Source organism: Paenibacillus sp. FSL H8-0079 (assembly GCF_037991315.1).
Classification (GTDB): Bacteria; Bacillota; Bacilli; order Paenibacillales; family Paenibacillaceae; genus Paenibacillus.
Map to the genome: position 1 here is coordinate 6453610 of NZ_CP150300.1, position 17895 is coordinate 6471504.

The window sequence follows — 17895 nt, forward strand, 5'->3', positions numbered from 1 at the left end:
GGACGATATCCAGAAATTATTTTGATTATCTCCATATTTCCATATTTATGTCATATAATGTTCACGTTTTTATCGTAAAAAAAGCTCCCTTACGGTGTGCCGGAAACGCTGGACTAACATCCGGTTCCCGGCACTCCAAAGGGAGCTGCTCTATTCCAATTATTGTGTTAACGCTTTGAGCGTATCATCAATGACATGACCGTATGCGATCAGTCCACCGCCCAGCCACGGAGCTGGCTCGACAGCGTACACATGTCCTGCTTTTACCGCCGGCATACTGTTCCATACGTTGGTTTCCGTCATTTCTTTCATGCTGCCTGGACCTTGTTCCACGGTGAAAATAAAGTCGGCGTCAATCTCGGGTAATACCTCGGTGGATACAATGGCGCTGTTCTCCGACTCGACCAATGCAGGCTTACCTAGTCCCAGTTGTTCATATACGACGTAACCGCTGAAGTAGTTACCACCCATCATACTAATGCCACGCGGGGCAAAACGGATAATGGCTGCTTTTTTGCCTTCGGCTACTTTCGCCAATTCAGCTTTGGCTGACTCAACCTTGGCATGGTAGGTTTCAATGGCTTTTTCGGCTTCAGCCGTTTTGCCCAGAAGATCACCAATGACCTGCAAGGACTTCTCTACATCACCTGAAGCGTTCGTAAATACGTAGGTCGGTGCGATCTTGGAATAACTCTCGTATACCCCATTCTCGGCATATTGGGCCGTATGCAAGATAATAAAATCAGGATTATACGACATCAACGCTTCCGGCGAAGGCAACCCACTGGAGAAATCAAGTGTAGGCACATCACTGAGCTGATCCTGGAGATAGACATGCCCTTTCGTACCACTCGCCCATTGGGCTACCGGCTTAACACCAAGGGTTAACAGGGAATCTTCCAGATATGGTGCAAACACCCGCTCTGTACTGGCTGGAACAATTACATCATGTCCCAAGTCATCTTTTACGGTGCGTTCACCCGTCGTTTCTTCCGCTTGCTCTTCCTGCACAACCGTCTCGGTTGAAGCCGGGGTTGAAGTTTCCGTAGCGGGCTGCTCCTCTTGGGCCGCTCCTGTATTTTCGGATGCTGCTCCACAGGCAGACAACAGCCCTGTAATTAACATCAGCAGGATCAGGGCTGAGAGCCGGGCACTGCGGAATTTGCTACCAACGGAACGTTGTCCGATGTTTTTGATATAGTGAAACATGTGTGATATCCCCCTTGATAAACATTCTCATTTAGATACAAGGATTATATGTCACGTCGCCTGGGAATCACCATGGACGTTATCCAGATATATATTTGGACAATATCCCGTGAAGATCAGTAGAGCTTCATCCAACATACGCATCACACCTACAGCCGAATAATCAAACCAAGGGTCACCTGTGATCAGATGGACCTGGTACTGACGAATGGCCTTGAGCTGACGCCATGTAACCGAATGCTGCAAGCTCAGCCAATACGCCCTTGAAGCCGCCTCAGGACATACCATAACGAGAATGCGATCAGGGTTCATTGCAGCGAGTTGCTCCAGCGTTAACGGATTATTGGCACTGAGATCAGAGTAAGTATCCAGTTGCAGCGCTCCATACAACACTTCTTCAATACCCGGATTGCTATAAAGGTAGAGATTCTGCCCGTAGATCCGCACGACGATCACTTTCTCCCGGCCCACTTCCCGCTGTACCGATTCCCGCGCCTTCTCTGCTCGCTGGTTGTACATGTGTATCCATTGCTCCGCCTGTTCCTCCCGCTCCAGGAATGATCCAATCATGCGTAGCTGTGTTCGCCAATCCGAATGATGTTTGGGGACAAAACAACAAGGTGCAATCTCGGCCAGTTGGGCCTGATCCTGTTCACTGATCTGATCTGTGCCCACGATGGCATCAGGGCGAATATGAACCAACCGTTCCACATTGGCCTCAAACCGCCAGCTTGTGTACGGGTCCGTCAATTTCAGATGGGACTGAATCTCTGTACGATGTGCATTATAATAATAGGCCGTCCATTTGGGATCGATAGGTGCAGCTACGGGGATGACATTGAGCGCCAGAAGCTGTCCAATCACACTGGAAGAGCAGGTGGCAATCCGTTTTCTGGCGTTTTTCGCATAATCGGAAGGAGATACGCCAACTTCCTTTTTAAATTTACGGCTAAAATAGTACTCATCACTATATCCCACTCTCAGAGCAATATCGCGAAGTTTGTATCTGGATTCCTTCAGGTATCGCTTGGCGCGGTTAATGCGCAGATCCGTAAGATACTCCATTGCGCTCTGTCCGTACGTTTTCTTGAACAGATCCACGAAATATTTTGGACTAATCCCCGCTTCCGAAGCGAGTTCTGCAATGGATAGAGGCTGGTCGTAATGTTTGTCCATGTATATTTTAACGTTGGCAAGATCCGTCTTGGGACTGCGGCCGGGAACAGGCTGGTGCGCAGCAATCTGCGAATCATTTTCCAGTAACATGAGGCCACTCCTTTCGATCTGCTTGATGTGTAGCTAGAGCTAGAGAGAACTATCCGGCAACTTATGCAATATTTAAACGAAAATGATAATCATTATCAATAAAATACCATAACTATTTCCAGACCGTCAATCCAAATATGGTAAAATGTACACACCCGAATCCACACGATACCCTCTACTACTGTTCGCAAAGATGCTTATAGGCTGCCTCCAAATATACTAAAAAAGCCAACGACGTGAGTATCACGCGTTAGCTTTAATGAAGTTCATACTCTGATGATGACGTTATAAGAAGGACTAATCCCGGCTCCGCAATTTGCCAAGCAGACGGATGATCTCAATGTACAACCATACCAGCGTCACCATCAATCCAAATGCACCGTACCACTCCATATACTTGGGCGCACCACGTTCAGCGCCACCTTCGATGAAGTCGAAATCCAGGACCAGATTGAGGGCAGCAACAATGACGATAACGACCGAAATACCAATGCCGATCAAGCTGTTATCATGCAGATAAGGAATCGAAATGCCGAAGAAACCCAGTACAAAGCTCAACAGATACATGATCATGATGCCGCCAGTTGCAGCAACAACGCCCAACTTGAAGTTCTCCGTAGCTTTGATCAATCTGGTTTTGTATGCCATCAGCAGGGCGATGAATACAGCCATGGTCAACAGGGCCGCCTGCAAGGTAATTCCGTTATACAGGGACTCATAGGTTGCAGAAAGTGCTCCCAGAAACAGGCCTTCTGCCACCGCATAGACGGGTACAAGGTAAGGTGCCGCTACAGGTTTGAACGAAATCACAAGTGCCAGAATGAAACCAACGATTAATCCGCCATAAGCGAGCGGCATCACTTGTTGTCCGTTAAAGAACATCATCCATGTTGCAAACGCACTGCCCAGCAGGATCACCAGCGTAATAAACGCTTTGTTCACCGTGCCGTTGATCGTCATGTAATTCTGATACCGATCTTCTCCATATCCTTTGTTTTCAAACGTGCTGTCTTTAAGTGTAGGGTTACCGCTACGACCGATCAACACAATCACCTCTTTATATGTATTTGATATATCTGTGATGCTACGTTCTGTGATACTTATTTGAAAGCCTGGCATTTCTACATTTCCAATTCTACATGCTACTCCCTGGCATTCGTGTTCAAAAAGATCGGGATGGTCCCAGGCGAAGTCGGATGCAATCCTGCGATCACATCCTTCTGCACCGGCATAACACTTAGGACATATATCCTAAAAAATCATGTTCATTGTGTTTTATATGCAATTTATTTGTACAAGACTTTATCTACATTGTATTTCGCACGCATCGTGTTAATGATATAGGTCTCGTAAATTTCACGATCTACCGGATCTTCAACCAGGCATACTTCAATCTTCGTTACTTCCTCGCGGTGATTCTTGATTGGCGATACAGTGTCTTCAAAATGCTTTTTAATGCGGGGTCTTAATTTTCGTGCTTTCCCGACAAATAACAACTCTCCAGCGGCATTGTAAAACATGAAAATCCCGCCTAGTTCCCGGGTAATCAGGTGAAAATCAGTAAATCCATAAATGTGGCTAAGCTGTGGATCAGCCTGCTTTGTGATGGTTACATCCGGTGTTGGCACGGTAATATTAATCAATAGGCTCACTTCCTCATTATCTATAGGTCTACATCCTATCACATATTATAAACGGACACCATTTCATTCTATATGAAGTACAATTCACGCAATTTTCGCTATTACGACAAATATTTCAAAAAAAAGGTTAACTTCCCTGATTCAAAGTGGTACTATAGGGGTATGAGGAAGAAATTGGGCACTAAGACATATGTCTTTATATCTACCTTCGTCTATTGTACCCTATGATTGATCATCTTTTTCATACTGATTTTTGTTACGTGATCACGACAAGAGTACAGTTAGCAACAACCTTAGCTTATAGATTGTGGATTCATCCTCTATTCGACCTTGCAGCAAGCAAACGTAGAAAGACCTAGATTCATGATATCACTGTAGATTTTAAGTATCACCTAGAAAGCCTGCAATTATAGCCGTACAGAAGTTAAATAGACACATGTAGAAGGTCAGATAGCTATCGATCCTAGAGAGATAAGTCATGCAATGCAACTGTAGAAAGTCATAGCAGCAGAACTATAGAAAATGGATCAAGTTTAACCACGGGTCCTGGCATAATGCCAGGGCTTTTTTGCGTTTGCGCGAACCACCAACCACTCCCGCAGGGAAACAGAGGTATCGTGGTTCTTTCTGCTGGGTTTATAATATGGCAAGATACCAGTAGAGGGAGTGATGGGATGTATTCCGATCTGCAACTGACGGAGGACCGCCCTGTATATATACAAGTCAAAGATTATATGAAGCGATTGATGCTCAAAGGCGGCCTGCAAGCCAAACAAAAACTGCCCTCGACACGTGAACTCAGTACACTAATGAAGGTTAGTCGAAGTACGGTCCTGCTCGCTTATGCCGAGCTTGAAGATGAAGGCCTGATCTATGCAGTCAAAGGCAAGGGCAATTACGTCAGCGCCTCCATCGAAACCCCTGAGGCAACAGCAAGCTGGGAACTGGACTGGACAACGGAGGTAAGCGAGTATGCGATTCAGGCAGAGCAGTACGATCTGATGAAGCATGGCTCCGGAGCAGAGCGCGGTGAGATATCTTTTACCAGCATAGCACCGGATGAAAAGCTGTTTGATCTGCACAACGTGAAACGGGCTTTTCTAGATCGCATGTCACTTGAAGGCGAAGTACTGCTGAATTACGGGTATGCGCAAGGATACAGACCCTTGATGAAGTATTTACTACGATATATGGAGAACAAAGGGGTCGACCTCCTTGGCAAGGATATTCTAATCACCAACGGATTCACGGAAGGCTTCGATCTCGTGCTTGGAGCGTTACGCAAAAAAAGCGGTAAAGCGCTCTGCGAGAATCCAACGCACCACACGGCGATCAAGAATCTAAAGTTGCATCAGTTTCACCTGACCGGTGTGAATATGGAGCCGGATGGCCTGGACTTAAAGCAACTGGAACATGAGCTTGAGGCAAGTGCATATGATCTGGCCTATCTTGTGCCCTCCTATCACAATCCGACCGGGATTGTGACATCCCCTGCGAAACGGGCGGAGATTATCCGGTTGATGAACCAGTACCAGGTACCGATTATTGAGGACGGATTCAACGAAGAATTGCGCTATTCCGGTTCGCACGTATCTCCCCTGATTGCCAGCATGGGCAAAGGGAACGGACTGGTGTATCTGGGCAGCTTCTCCAAAGTCCTGTTTCCAGGACTGCGGGTCGGTTGGGTTATTGCGGATGCGACGCTGATCGATTATCTGGAAAGTATGAAACGGGCACGCAGCATCCACACATCAACGCTGGATCAATCGTTATTGTATCAATATCTGAGCAACGGTAATTTCGAGAAATACTTGAAGCGAGCCCGCACGGAATATAAGCGAAAATATGAACTGGTTGTGCGATGCCTGAAGCAGCATCTGCCGATGTGCCGGATCTCCGGTGAGGGCGGTCTTCACCTATTCGTGCAGTTCCCGCACGAATACAGGACTCGTGAACTGCTCGCGGCTTGTAAGGAGAAAGGTGTGACGTTCACACCTGGAGATACTTTTTATCTGGAACCCGGTCAGGGCGTAAACACGATGCGTCTGGGCTTCTCCAGAGTCAGCGATGAGCATATACGCAAGGGCATTCGGATCATTGGCGAGACAGCAACTCAAATGAGATAAGGAGGATTTCACATGAAGGTTGGCGTGATTATGGGCGGTACATCTTCAGAGCGGGATATTTCCCTGCTCACCGGACAGGAGATGATTGCGAATCTGAATAGAGACAAATACGAGGTAGTGCCCATTGAGCTGAATACCAAGCGGGATCTGATCGACAAATCGGCCGGGATCGATGTGGCACTGCTTGCCCTGCATGGCAAATACGGCGAAGACGGTACCGTTCAGGGCACACTGGAATCCTTGGGCATTCCCTACACAGGCTGTGGCGTGCTTGCAAGCAGTGTATGCATGGATAAAGACATGTCCAAACAACTCATTCAGCATGCGGGTGTGCTTACCGGAGAGTGGCTGCGGGTGAGCCACATGGAGGAACTGTCCTCTAATGCTGTTCAACAATTAACATACCCTGTGGTGGTCAAACCGAATTCAGGCGGTTCCAGCATCGGCACCCAAGTAGTGAAGGAGGCTACCACTTTACCCGCTGCTGTGGAGGCTGCCCTCGCCTGGGATGACACGGTCATGATCGAACAGTATATCGAAGGTGAAGAGATCACTTGTGCCATTCTGGATGGAAAGATGCTACCGGTGATCTCCATTCGTTCGAACGCTGAGTTTTTCGATTATTCTTCCAAATACGATGACCACGGAGCCGATGAGGAGGTTGTGCAATTGCCAGTGGACCTTCACCATCGCGTGGAAGCTGCGGCATTGGCCTGCTATCAGGTGCTTAAATGCAGCGTCTACGCGCGCGTGGATATGATGATTCGTGAAGGCATGCCTTATGTGCTTGAAGTGAACACGCTGCCGGGACTTACCCGTAACAGTCTGCTGCCCAAAAGTGCAGCTGCTGCAGGCATTTCTTTTGCAGAGCTACTGGATACCATTATTGAACTTTCGTTGAAGGAAAGACCCAAGGAGGATACAACATTATGAGCCTGGATGTGACGATTCGACATAGCTCCACTACCGATCTGCAAGATATGGTCATTCTGATGGATCAACTCGGTTACCCAACCACATACGCGGAGATGGAGGAGCGCTATGCCCATATCTCTGCGGACCCAAACTTCACTACACTGGTGGCTGAAGCACGCGGACGCGTCGTTGGACTGATTGGATTACAGACGTCTTATCTGTATGAAAAGAACGGAAGACACTGCCGTATCATGGCATTGGTTGTGCATGACCAGTTCAGGGGCTCAGGCATCGGCCGTCAGCTTATTCTGGAAGCCGAGCAATGGGCCGCCACGCATGATGTGGACTCCCTTTCTCTGAACAGTGGCAATCGCCCGGAACGTGAAGCCGCACATGAATTCTACCGCCAGATGGGCTTTACGGCCGGGAGTACCGGGTTTAGCAAAAAGCCTCAGATTCTACAGCACACTTAACCTGCGGATAAGTTACACTGAATCCTGAATATCACACCAAAAAGAACGCCCCACTCAGCACATTGGCCAGTTAAGGGCGTTCTTCAGTATATATTTATGCTGCATCGATATGCTGTTTGATGACTATGGGATCAATATTTGGCTGACTGCGCACCATCAATCGGAATAATGGCTCCATTGATAAAGGGGGCTTCGCCAGACAGCAGGAAGGCAACGAGACGCCCTACTTCCTTCGGTTCACCCAAGCGCTTCGCCGGGTTGTCCTTCACGAACTCTTTGGATGCTGATTCCCAATCATTCGGATTGATCTGTTTGAACGAACCGATAACCATGTCTGTCAGAATGGCTCCGGGTGCGATTGCATTCACACTGATCCCGTGCTCGGCGTATTCAATCGCCGCATCTTTGGTCATGCCGGCTACGGCATGTTTGCTCGCTCCGTAGGCAACCAGGTTTGGCACGGCGCGAATCCCACCAACAGAGGACGCATTCACGATGTAGCCTTCGCCCTGTTTCTTCATCACAGGCAGAACGTGCTTCAACCCGAAAAACACACCCTTCAGGTTGATGTCGATGACTTTATTAAACATCTCCGTCTCGTAGTTCTCGATCAGATTTTGCTTGCCTTCAATGCCTGCATTGTTGAAAAATGCATCGATACGCCCAAATTCATTGACCGTATCACTAACATACTTCTTCACAGCTTCTTCGTCCGATACGTCACCTTCGATTAACAGAAACTCGGCATGCTGTACCTCTTCCGAGATCACACGCTTGGTCTCTTCCAGCGCCTTCATGTTCACGTCCACCAGGGCAAGCTTGGCCCCTTCACGTGCAACTTCCACAGCTGCCGACCGGCCGAGACCGGATCCACCGCCTGTAATCAGGACTACTTTACCTGCAAATCGTTCAGTCATCATTCCTAGACCTCCCTATGCTTGTTTTTGACATCCTCCATACTAAGTACCCGTTTCTTCATTTGCTCTATCAGACGGGGATCTGTTACCCCCAACATCTCAACCGGATTAGTATGCTTCTATATTCGTCCTGCCATTCGTGTGACCTGGGATGACACAACAAAGAGGAGCACCTCCAATAGAGGCACTCCCCATGCATTTCGTTATTTTTAAGTCATAAGAACTTAAGGACGGTCAATGTAAATCCAGCCGGTTTCTTGTTCTTTATCTACAGTAGCCCCAAGGGATTCAGCCACAAAGCGCAGCGGTACATATGTCTTGCCGTCCTTGCCTACATAAGCGGATTCCACCATGGTCACTTCTTTACCAGCAACCGTCGCCTTCTTGGAACCTACGGTCAGGACAATCTCATCACCAGTAATGTCGTCAATGACAACGATTTGGTTCGAGCCTTTGGTCCATTTCACTTCAGCATCCAATTCTTCAGACACGTAGCGAAGCGGAACAAATGTTGTATTCTTAACGGTGATCGCCCCGGCGTATTCATCATCCGGGAAGAGCACTACACTTTTACTCGTGATTCCAGCTTCATCTTTCAGCAATTGGTATGCCAGTGAATTGGAATCAAAATTGCGCAGCATCTGTCCAGGCGTAATATCATCCTTCATCAGATCCATAACGCCGCCGGATACATCCACTTCATCGACTGCAACCGTACCACCAATATTCCACTGTTCACTGTCTCCGCTTACGGTTACGGATTTCAACGGTAGTTCGTCGGAAGCAGGTATTGCCACTTTAAGCTCAAAGTTCTGTTTGCGGATATCCAGCTTGCTGTCGAGATAGAAGTCCAATTTCAGTTTGGTTTCTGTGCCAAACAGCGTTTTCAAATCAGGGTCCTCATTCAACAGGTTGTTAAGCTCCTGATCATAATTGACCAGCATACTGTCCAGTCCAACTTTGATCATGGCATATAGTGAAGCCACAGCCTCATCTTTCGATTCAGGAACGATGGAATTCAGCGTTTCGTCTCCCCCACCTTCAACCTCATTCACGGCTTCAAGTACAGGGTAGAACACATCGTACAGATCTCCAATCAGATCTTTCAGTCCTTGCTCATCCTTCGAAATACTCGTCAGGAACGGTTTAACCATGGCAAGCATCTCTTCACCACTCACTTCCAGATGCAGCTTGGAGAGGCTAAGCGCTTCGCCATTCACAGATTCCTGTACCGGAGTCACGGAAATATTCTTCGGATTGGACAGGTGCTTCAGGACAAAAGAGAACAGTTTCGGGGAAAGCTCCTCGAGTTGCTTCTCCAGGGCCTTCGTATCTACCATCGGAAGCGCTTGTGCATCTTGGAACGTATCCAGAGATATGTACAGCGGTTTCTGGGCTCCGTCCAGATCAATGACCAATTGGGACTCATTCATGGACAGGTGGAAAGGTAGCTTCGTTCCCTCCATGCTGAATGTACCTTTGATCGATGCTGTCTTCGCATCTTTCATTTTGGCTTGATCAATATCCAAGGATATGGAATTAATAAGTTCAATCATTTCAAGGTCTTTCTCTGTAGCCAAATCCGTAGCCGGTTCTATGTTTATATTCATGGATTGTCTGGATTCACCGGACTTGATACTCGCGCCATTAGCCATGGCTTTGCCAACATCTACTCCACCCACAGCCTGACATCCTGTAAGAATAACCATTAATAGTACTAGTGGCACTGCCATCCATTGGACTAACTTTCGATTCGTAATATGATCTCCTCCTTAGAAAAATATGGTTCATTCCCATTATGAAGGTACAGGTAATTCTTGTAAACGGATACGCAAAAAAATAAACCAAAAGGCCGGAACATGTCCGACCTCTGGTCTATCTATATTTCAGCATATCATAAGTTTCGATAAAACATCCTTCTTCATTATGCAACGCTAGGAGTTATTCTTGCTCTTGATCTTCTGCAGATTTCTCATCAGATTCTTCATCTTCCGCAGTTACGGGAGTCTCGAATTGATCCGGCTCGTCCTCTTGAATCGCTTTGTTCTCTTCGTTCTGATCCTGTGTCATATCGCATTCCCTCTCTTCTACCGGGTTGTCATGTCATCAAGGCCTGAGCCTTGTGTCTATCAATAACCCGAATAGGCACAGTTCAAACCTGTCTCAGCGGCGGCCCACCATTTTCCATCATTATTTCAGTACTCACTTAGAAAACATAAAAGACGATCCCGTTTCCACTTTCAGCCGTTGCCTGAAACAAGGCCTGGATATGATCCACGGTCTGAACGATCTCCTGAAATGTCTCTTCTGCATCCCAATCTTCCATTACTGGATAGACGCCTTCAGCGATCATCTGGTCCAAACTATACCGCTGCTTTAATTCTTCCGGCGTGAGCTGCTCCAATGCCATGTAGGCCTCCAGCACTTGCTCGTTACTAAGCAAGAACAGATCCATGTCCGAATAGTTTCCCACGTACTGCTCACCTGCGAGCGGCACCACATAACCGAGAGGCGGCTCCCCCTGTACAAGATTACCGTTCAACGTAAATTGAAGCATCTGCCACGTTTTATCGATATCCAGATCCACTGCACAATCATGCACACTAACCTCGCCAGACTTGATGGATTCCATGAGCTCCTGCGTGACCACAAGATATCTGCCGGACATTCCCATACGGTATCCCTCCTGTGTAATTCGTTCTATTGTTCCCCATTAACCGTGCATGTTGGATCAGAATCGGGGTAATCCCTATCAAGGAGAGTGTATACATGAAAAAATTTGATTACAGTCTCAATTATGATGAGTTGGATCTGCGCAAACATCCTGAGCTGTACACCGTAGGCCGGGGCGAGCAGGGTGTTCTGATGGTAGAGCCGTACAAAGGCGAGATTCTGCCACACTGGCGGTTCAAAACACCCGAGATTGCAACGGAGTCATCGGAGAAGATCTATGAGCTATTTTTGGAGTATAAGAAAAAAGGAGATTTCGTTGGTATGGATATGGCTCGCAAATTTCTCCAGATGGGCTATACACGGGCCAGACGGTATACGAATCACAAAGGAGGACGCAAATATTCGAAGGAGGATGACTCGATCTTGCCCTATCAGAATGACAAGTTGAAGGCAGAAGCCGCGGCCATATTTAAAGCGCAATGGGAGATTGCCAAGACCGATCCGGACTATGTAAAGATGAAGAAAGAGCATCGGGAAAAGTACGAGTCAGAGCAGGCGTAGGAATACCGGATATATGATTGACTTATGGAAACATTTGTCTCAGAATCGATCTTGTTACTGTACATTTTCAACCATTATATTGGAGAAGAGAGGCGCATCCGATTATGACAGATTCGTTCATCCACTTAAACACAGGCCAGAATATCAGTATCAACGAATCCACCCAACTTCAGGTAACCATTCAATGTACATCATCTCCTTCTCCCTTGGATGTTAGCTGCTTTATGGTGAACGAAGAGGGAAAAGTCCCATCCGACGACTATTTTGTATTTTATAATCAGAAGGCCGATCCCCATCAAAGTGTGCTTTTGCAACAGACAGAGGAACTGAAATCCTCTTTTGTACTGGATACGAATCAATTACGGCAGGCTCCAGTGGAAAAGTGTGTGTTCACGGCTACTCTGGATGCGGGAGGTACTTTTGCAGATGTTCAGGCATGTCAGGCGATTGTAACAGCTGGTTCCCAGCAGATCACCTTTGAGATCACGCAGGTCACTGCGGAAACAGCACTTATTCTCATTGAAATCTATAAGTATCGTGACGGATTCAAAGTTCGTGCGATTGGACGAGGTTTCTTTGGTGGATTACAGCCGCTGGCAGAATCATTTGGTGTTGAGATCGAAAGTAACGACACCTCGGAAGCTGAACAGATTCTTAACACGGCACGAGCTGAAGTTGCAGCCGCCTCTCTAGAAGCCTCTGCACCTGTTGCTGAACCGAACACGAATACTCCGCCACTTAACCTGACCAAGATCGATCTCCTCAAACGTAAAGTAACCCTGTCTCTGCAAAAGAAAAAGATTGAACCTATCCAGGCACGTGTTGCCGTTGTATTTGATGCATCAGGCTCCATGTACCATCTGTATCGCAAAGGCATCGTGCAAGAAGCCTTCGAGCGTATCCTGGCGATTGCATCAGCGTTTGATGATAACGGAGAGTTGGACGTATGGTTCTTCGCCAAAGACTTCTTGCGTGCACCTAGCGTCACCGCCAAGGATTTCGAGAATTATATTGAACGCACATATACGCTGGGAAGCAAAGGCGGTACCAATAACGAACCTCCTGTGATGCAGGATGTCATTCGCAAGTACACAATCGAGGAACCTAATGTGAAGATTCCAACGTATATTATCTTTTTTAGCGATGGCGGAGTCAGTCAAAAAGGGAAGATTATGCGGCTTATTACCGAAAGCTCAACCAAAAACCTGTTCTGGCAATTCGTTGGCCTGGGACAAGCCAATTACGGTATTCTGGAGAATCTTGATGATATGACTGGACGTTTCATCGATAATGCTGACTTTTTTGCCTTGGATGACATCTCCAAGATCAGTGATGAAGAATTGTACGATCGTCTACTCACTGAATTTCCAGACTGGATAAAGGAAGCTCGGGCCAAAGGCATTTTGGCCTAAAGCTTTCACCCTACCACCACTAATTAGGCTTGTACTTTTTCTGGTTTACCACCCTTGGAACGTGGACCGAGCATAATCCCTACGATTCGCAACATGGACTTGCGTGGTATGAGGCGAGTGAACTGCGCTGTCCAGTAATTCCTGGCCCCGGGCACAGCATAAGGTTTGCCTGACGCCAGTGCCCTCATGGCCACTGCCACGACATGCTCAGGTGTATCACGTTTACCTACGGAGGCTTCATCAGCACCCACTACATCAAAGAACGAAGTCTCAGTTGAGCCCGGACATAGCGCTAAGAACTGGACACCACGCTTTCTGTTTTCTTCGTACAATGCCTCTGTAAAAGAAAGTACAAATGCCTTCGTCGCTCCATACACAGCCATATACGGATCAGGTTGAAAGGCAGCCGTCGAAGACACATTAATGACAGCACCATTTTTCTTCTGCAACATGCCCGGCAAGAAAAGATGCGTCATGTTCGTCAAGGCAAGCACGTTCAACATAATCTCCTCCTGCTGCCGGGAACCATCCAGTTCTTCAAATAATCCATGAGTAGCGAATCCCGCATTGTTGATTAAAATATCGATGTGTAATCCACGATTCTGACATTCCTCATATACGATCTGAGGTGCCTCTACCTCGGAGAGATCCGATACGATTACCTCAGCCCTTACTTGATATGTACGTTCTATACGTTCTGCCAATTGATTCAGTTTGGACTCTGTTCTGGCCACCAGCACGATATTTTTACCCTTGGAAGCCATTTCGAGTGCAAAAATTTCCCCAATACCTGAAGAAGCACCTGTAATAAGTACCCATTGATGCTGATCCTTTATCATCTCTCATCCATCCTCTAAGCGTAGTTTGAACACTTGTTTTCATTAGGAAACAACGTTTCTGTATAGAATCATCGTAACCAGATTCCATGGATCTGTCAAATTGTATCTGTTACATATGAATTTAGATCATGGTGCTTACTTTCTACATTCGGATTAAATTGACGTTATCCGGCGTAAAACAGTAGAATGACCTTAAGAAAAGGAAACGTAGTTTCTGTTCAACAACAATACGGTTACGAGGATGAAATCAATGAAGGATCTTAATTCGGGTTCCACGGAATCTGCACATACGGTAACAACCTTTCAGGAAGCCAGACTCCAGCACTCGGATAATCTGCGGCAAAATATTGTGCATGCTGCTGCTGCTCTACTGCAAGAGCATGGACCAGAAGCTGTCACGGTACGCCGGGTAGCTGAACGCATGGAGTGCTCCACCAAAATCATATATAATCTCTTCGGTAAAAAAGAAGGGTTAGCCAAACATTTATATTTAGAGGGATGCTCCCTTATGGCCCAGTATTTTGAAGCTATCCCCCGGCAGGCATCGTTCGAACAATATTTCCGTGATCTGGCCTACGTCTATTGGGAATTCGGCATTTCTCAATCCAGCTTCTATCAGCTGATGTTTGGAGGGTCTTTTTCCGAATTCAAGCCAGATGGAGAGACTTTGCAGGGAACTGCGACTGCACTGAAGCAAGTATCTGCCTTGGTGGAAATAGCCATTGAACAGGGAATGATTCAGGTGCAAGATCCCCTGCTTGCGGTACGAATGATCTGGGCTCCCTTACACGGTGTTATTCATCTGTACCTGGGAGGTCATATTGAGAGCGAAGAAGCTGCCAAAACCCTCTATGATCATACGCTGTCGATGGTTATACACTCCCTTGTGAGTACATCTGTGAATGGATCAACATGAAATCGGTGATGTGTTAGAAGCTTTTAGAAGATAAACGAAAAAGGAGCATCTCCATTGGCGTAATACGCCTAGGACATGCTCCTTTTCTTCTTTGTTCACTCTATCTAGTTCCGTATCGACTTTCAGTCGATTAAAGTGTCTCTTGGTTCTCGGCTTCCCAACGTGCAATTTCCTTGCGTACGATTGGAGCGACTTCTTTACCGAGCAGTTCGATCGCTCTCATTACTTCGTTGTGCGGCATGGTGCCGAGAGGAGTGTGTAACATGAAGCGGGTAATGCCAACTTCTTTGCGCAGATAGATAATCTTCTGAGCTACCGTATCCACATCGCCTACATACAATGCACCTTCAAGGCTACGCGCCGCGTCAAATGTCGCACGACTGTAGTGGCCCCATCCACGTTCACGGCCCAGTATGTTCATGACCGCTTGCGCTGGCGGGAAGAATTTTTCCACGGCTTCGTCTGTTGTATCGGCAATGAAGCCGTGAGAGTGAGAAGCAACGGTCAGCTTGGAAGCATCATGTCCCGCATGTGCAGCTGCTTTCTTGTACAGTTCCACCAGTGGTGCGAATTGTACCGGACGACCACCAATAATGGCAAGCACCAGTGGCAAACCAAGCAATCCTGCACGAACGACGGATTCCTGATTACCACCACTGCCAATCCACACCGGAAGTTTTTCCTGTACCGGGCGCGGGTAGATGCCCAGATTGTTAAAGGAAGGGCGATGTTTGCCTTCCCAGGTTACTTTTTCCGAATCACGCAGTTTGAGCAGCAAATCCAGTTTCTCGTCGAATAACTCATCGTAGTCGTTCAGATCATAGCCAAACAGTGGGAAGGATTCGATAAATGATCCACGCCCTGCCATAATCTCTGCACGCCCATTCGAAATGCCGTCCAGTGTCGCAAAATCCTGATATACCCGTACCGGATCATGCGATGACAGCACCGTTACCGCACTCGTCAGGCGAATATTCTTGGTCTGCGAAGCTGCGGCCGCCAGAATGACTGCTGGTGATGAAGCCGCATAATCAGCACGATGATGCTCTCCCACGCCGTATACATCCAGCCCCACCTGATCTGCCAAAACAATCTCTTCAACGACATCGCGAATGCGCTGCGCATGACTGATAAGTTCTCCTGTTTTTACATCCGGATTCGTCTCCACAAATGTACTAATTCCGATTTCCATTGTCTGTTCCTCCCTGGTATGAAGCGATCCGTTGTCCATCTAACCTATTGTAAGTAGATCACCTTTTGTTATGTATCTTAATATTGAACTATTTTGATGAAAAATACAAGTACCCTCTGTTTCCAGAGGGCACTTGTATGATTGTTTTCTATAATTATGGCTTATCTATACTTAGTTCCATCAGGTTGGTATTAATTACAACACCAGTCTGTCTCATAAAATTAAATCCCAAAATTCCGTCAATCTCTAAACCATAATCCATATTTCCTATTTCAATCTGAAAATTATTAATCGTTGTTCCGTCTACAGTTATAGAATCGAGTGACTTGGTATAAACATACTCTATACCGCCTACACCTCTTATAATCTCAACGAGATCATTCTCTTCAGGAACCATTCCTACTTCCCGAACTACATCTGCATTCAACAATGTACTGGCTGATCCAGTATCCAAAAGGACTTTTTCTAAAAGTAGTACTTCTCCTCTAAATTCAAGTTTTATGCTTATAAATGGTAGACCATAAATCTCTGAAATTTTCATCGAGGACCTCTCATACCAACATATCGTTCTCTTGCCACAACTTCTGGACGTGAAGTGTGAAAAAAGCAGTATTCCCTTCTGGGATCTTCCTGATGCAATTCACCATAACGTTTTAGTGCCTTCGTAGAATCATCAAATGAATCAATCACTGCCATCTCTTCAATATAACGCTGGCCTTCTCTAGAATGCGCCTTGGTTGCCTCAAAAACGACCCATTCATTAGGGAATCGCTCCTGAACTTCCTTCCATTGCATAGTGACACCTCCAGACCATTAGATAGAGATATTATATCATGTGGAAACAGTATTCCATGGGCTGACATTCTAAATTAAATACATTTTTTAGAGTATTGCCTGTAAATCTATTATTTCTTTCTCCCGATGTACAGCAAGTGAGATGAGATCCCCAGTATGGAAGGGTCCTTAGCGGCTTCAATCATATATTGAATGAGTTCCTCATACTCGCCACGCTCTTTCCAGTATTGCTGCTGCTCGTCCGTAAGCATCGCTCTAAGGCTGGATGAACCAATCAAATCGACGGTTTCAAATCCATGTTGCTCCATGAAGGGCATAACGTCCTGAATATTAAAATAGTATGCTCCCGTAAATCGTCCGTGATCCTGATGATCGAATATACCCTTTTCCACAAAAGAACGAATGGCTCCCATATGGTCATTCGGACTCCAATGCTGCGGGGATTGCAGCGAATTGATACTCATGCGCATTCGGCTTTGCATCGCTACAAACACCACGCCTCCTGGCTTGGTTACACGATACAGCTCTCTTACAGCAGCCACACGCTCCTCGACAGTCTGCAGATGATATAACGGCCCCAGCATGAGGGATGCATCATATTTCTCGTCAGCAATACCGGAGAGCGAAGTGGCATCAAGAACATGAAATCCATCGAATTGCTGTGTCAGACCGAACTCCTGAGCCTTTTCCCGTGCAGTATCCACGGAGGACGGTGTCAGATCAGATAAAGTGAGTTGGTACCCCAGCTTCGCCAGTTCCATGGCATACTTTCCCGGTCCTGCGCCATTATCCAGAATACAACCAGTAGCGGGGAGATGCTCCCTGATGTAATGCATGTTAATAATGAACTCAATCGGTTCCCGCTCCAGTCTCCCCCACTCATCAAACCCGGAATAATATTCAATAATGTGATCTCTCTTCATCGCTCTGACACCTGCCTTTTCTTATATGAAGACTA

19 protein-coding genes are annotated in these 17895 nt (G+C 46.7%); 6 read left to right on the forward strand and 13 right to left on the reverse strand.

Going from position 1 to position 17895, the window contains the following annotated elements; genetic code table 11:
* Positions 1-159: 159 nt before the first annotated feature.
* From MHI06_RS28730 to MHI06_RS28745, 4 genes are all read right to left on the reverse strand, one after another.
* Positions 160-1209, reverse strand: a complete 1050-nt coding sequence (locus tag MHI06_RS28730; RefSeq protein ID WP_340399888.1) for an ABC transporter substrate-binding protein — start codon at positions 1207-1209, stop codon at positions 160-162.
* Between the two features lie 51 nt (positions 1210-1260).
* Positions 1261-2475: an AraC family transcriptional regulator gene (locus tag MHI06_RS28735; RefSeq protein WP_340399889.1), complete on the reverse strand. Its 1215-nt coding sequence runs from the start codon at positions 2473-2475 to the stop codon at positions 1261-1263.
* A 297-nt stretch (positions 2476-2772) separates the two neighbouring features.
* A complete protein-coding gene (locus tag MHI06_RS28740; RefSeq protein ID WP_169482294.1) occupies positions 2773-3519 on the reverse strand; it encodes a Bax inhibitor-1/YccA family protein in 747 nt (248 codons plus the stop codon).
* A 242-nt stretch (positions 3520-3761) separates the two neighbouring features.
* Positions 3762-4118, reverse strand: a complete 357-nt coding sequence (locus MHI06_RS28745; RefSeq protein ID WP_036612270.1) for a nucleotide excision repair endonuclease — start codon at positions 4116-4118, stop codon at positions 3762-3764.
* 674 nt (positions 4119-4792) lie between these two features.
* Here MHI06_RS28745 and MHI06_RS28750 point away from each other — a divergent pair.
* From MHI06_RS28750 to MHI06_RS28760, 3 genes are read left to right on the forward strand one after another with little or no spacing between them, the layout of a single operon-like run.
* On the forward strand, positions 4793-6244 hold the full coding sequence (locus MHI06_RS28750; RefSeq protein WP_340399890.1) for a PLP-dependent aminotransferase family protein: 1452 nt from the start codon (positions 4793-4795) through the stop codon (positions 6242-6244).
* Positions 6245-6256: 12 nt separating this feature from the next.
* Positions 6257-7177, forward strand: coding sequence for a D-alanine--D-alanine ligase (locus MHI06_RS28755; RefSeq protein WP_340399891.1), 921 nt, complete (start codon positions 6257-6259; stop codon positions 7175-7177).
* Positions 7174-7632 carry a GNAT family N-acetyltransferase gene (locus MHI06_RS28760; protein ID WP_248278238.1) on the forward strand — a complete coding sequence of 153 codons (459 nt, stop codon included), beginning with the start codon at positions 7174-7176 and terminating at the stop codon, positions 7630-7632. Before MHI06_RS28755 ends, MHI06_RS28760 begins: the two co-directional genes overlap by 4 nt.
* 131 nt (positions 7633-7763) lie before the next feature.
* Here MHI06_RS28760 and MHI06_RS28765 read toward each other — a convergent pair whose 3' ends face one another.
* The 4 genes from MHI06_RS28765 to MHI06_RS28780 all read right to left on the reverse strand — a co-directional run bounded on the left by MHI06_RS28765 (position 7764) and on the right by MHI06_RS28780 (position 11223).
* A complete protein-coding gene (locus MHI06_RS28765; protein WP_340399892.1) occupies positions 7764-8552 on the reverse strand; it encodes a glucose 1-dehydrogenase in 789 nt (262 codons plus the stop codon).
* Between the two features lie 221 nt (positions 8553-8773).
* The gene (locus tag MHI06_RS28770) at positions 8774-10231 is read right to left on the reverse strand and encodes a copper amine oxidase N-terminal domain-containing protein (protein WP_340399893.1); all 1458 of its coding nucleotides are present in this window, start codon (positions 10229-10231) and stop codon (positions 8774-8776) included.
* 259 nt (positions 10232-10490) lie between these two features.
* Entirely contained in the window at positions 10491-10619 is a 129-nt protein-coding gene (locus tag MHI06_RS28775) for a hypothetical protein (protein WP_282435674.1), read from the reverse strand.
* Positions 10620-10755: 136 nt separating this feature from the next.
* Positions 10756-11223: a DUF1877 family protein gene (locus MHI06_RS28780; RefSeq protein WP_340399894.1), complete on the reverse strand. Its 468-nt coding sequence runs from the start codon at positions 11221-11223 to the stop codon at positions 10756-10758.
* A gap of 95 nt (positions 11224-11318) precedes the next feature.
* Between MHI06_RS28780 and MHI06_RS28785 the strand changes: the two genes are divergently transcribed.
* On the forward strand, positions 11319-11783 hold the full coding sequence (locus MHI06_RS28785; RefSeq protein ID WP_340399895.1) for a DUF4385 domain-containing protein: 465 nt from the start codon (positions 11319-11321) through the stop codon (positions 11781-11783).
* 104 nt (positions 11784-11887) lie between these two features.
* Positions 11888-13195, forward strand: a complete 1308-nt coding sequence (locus MHI06_RS28790; RefSeq protein WP_340399896.1) for a VWA domain-containing protein — start codon at positions 11888-11890, stop codon at positions 13193-13195.
* A gap of 23 nt (positions 13196-13218) precedes the next feature.
* Here the strand turns inward: MHI06_RS28790 and MHI06_RS28795 are convergent, their stop codons facing one another.
* A complete protein-coding gene (locus tag MHI06_RS28795) occupies positions 13219-14034 on the reverse strand; it encodes an SDR family oxidoreductase (protein WP_340399897.1) in 816 nt (271 codons plus the stop codon).
* A gap of 250 nt (positions 14035-14284) precedes the next feature.
* Between MHI06_RS28795 and MHI06_RS28800 the strand changes: the two genes are divergently transcribed.
* On the forward strand, positions 14285-14950 hold the full coding sequence (locus MHI06_RS28800; protein ID WP_340399898.1) for a TetR/AcrR family transcriptional regulator: 666 nt from the start codon (positions 14285-14287) through the stop codon (positions 14948-14950).
* A gap of 130 nt (positions 14951-15080) precedes the next feature.
* Here MHI06_RS28800 and MHI06_RS28805 read toward each other — a convergent pair whose 3' ends face one another.
* The 4 genes from MHI06_RS28805 to MHI06_RS28820 form a co-directional block, all read right to left on the reverse strand.
* Positions 15081-16142: an LLM class flavin-dependent oxidoreductase gene (locus MHI06_RS28805; protein WP_340399899.1), complete on the reverse strand. Its 1062-nt coding sequence runs from the start codon at positions 16140-16142 to the stop codon at positions 15081-15083.
* Between the two features lie 154 nt (positions 16143-16296).
* On the reverse strand, positions 16297-16683 hold the full coding sequence (locus MHI06_RS28810) for a retropepsin-like aspartic protease (RefSeq protein ID WP_169482265.1): 387 nt from the start codon (positions 16681-16683) through the stop codon (positions 16297-16299).
* Positions 16680-16937 (reverse strand): hypothetical protein, encoded by a 258-nt coding sequence (locus MHI06_RS28815; RefSeq protein ID WP_047840923.1) that lies wholly within the window; start codon positions 16935-16937, stop codon positions 16680-16682. Before MHI06_RS28815 ends, MHI06_RS28810 begins: the two co-directional genes overlap by 4 nt.
* A 110-nt stretch (positions 16938-17047) precedes the next feature.
* The gene (locus tag MHI06_RS28820; RefSeq protein ID WP_340399900.1) at positions 17048-17860 is read right to left on the reverse strand and encodes a class I SAM-dependent methyltransferase; all 813 of its coding nucleotides are present in this window, start codon (positions 17858-17860) and stop codon (positions 17048-17050) included.
* Between the last annotated feature and the right edge of the window lie 35 nt (positions 17861-17895).

Coding starts and splice junctions, on each gene's coding strand:
- MHI06_RS28730 (WP_340399888.1), bottom strand. CDS start 1,209: ATGTTTCACTATATCAAAAACATCGGACAACGTTCCGTTGGTAGCAAA.
- MHI06_RS28735 (WP_340399889.1), bottom strand. CDS start 2,475: ATGTTACTGGAAAATGATTCGCAGATTGCTGCGCACCAGCCTGTTCCC.
- MHI06_RS28750 (WP_340399890.1), top strand. CDS start 4,793: ATGTATTCCGATCTGCAACTGACGGAGGACCGCCCTGTATATATACAA.
- MHI06_RS28755 (WP_340399891.1), top strand. CDS start 6,257: ATGAAGGTTGGCGTGATTATGGGCGGTACATCTTCAGAGCGGGATATT.
- MHI06_RS28760 (WP_248278238.1), top strand. CDS start 7,174: ATGAGCCTGGATGTGACGATTCGACATAGCTCCACTACCGATCTGCAA.
- MHI06_RS28765 (WP_340399892.1), bottom strand. CDS start 8,552: ATGATGACTGAACGATTTGCAGGTAAAGTAGTCCTGATTACAGGCGGT.
- MHI06_RS28775 (WP_282435674.1), bottom strand. CDS start 10,619: ATGACACAGGATCAGAACGAAGAGAACAAAGCGATTCAAGAGGACGAG.
- MHI06_RS28780 (WP_340399894.1), bottom strand. CDS start 11,223: ATGGGAATGTCCGGCAGATATCTTGTGGTCACGCAGGAGCTCATGGAA.
- MHI06_RS28785 (WP_340399895.1), top strand. CDS start 11,319: ATGAAAAAATTTGATTACAGTCTCAATTATGATGAGTTGGATCTGCGC.
- MHI06_RS28790 (WP_340399896.1), top strand. CDS start 11,888: ATGACAGATTCGTTCATCCACTTAAACACAGGCCAGAATATCAGTATC.
- MHI06_RS28795 (WP_340399897.1), bottom strand. CDS start 14,034: ATGATAAAGGATCAGCATCAATGGGTACTTATTACAGGTGCTTCTTCA.
- MHI06_RS28800 (WP_340399898.1), top strand. CDS start 14,285: ATGAAGGATCTTAATTCGGGTTCCACGGAATCTGCACATACGGTAACA.
- MHI06_RS28805 (WP_340399899.1), bottom strand. CDS start 16,142: ATGGAAATCGGAATTAGTACATTTGTGGAGACGAATCCGGATGTAAAA.
- MHI06_RS28810 (WP_169482265.1), bottom strand. CDS start 16,683: ATGAAAATTTCAGAGATTTATGGTCTACCATTTATAAGCATAAAACTT.
- MHI06_RS28815 (WP_047840923.1), bottom strand. CDS start 16,937: ATGCAATGGAAGGAAGTTCAGGAGCGATTCCCTAATGAATGGGTCGTT.
- MHI06_RS28820 (WP_340399900.1), bottom strand. CDS start 17,860: ATGAAGAGAGATCACATTATTGAATATTATTCCGGGTTTGATGAGTGG.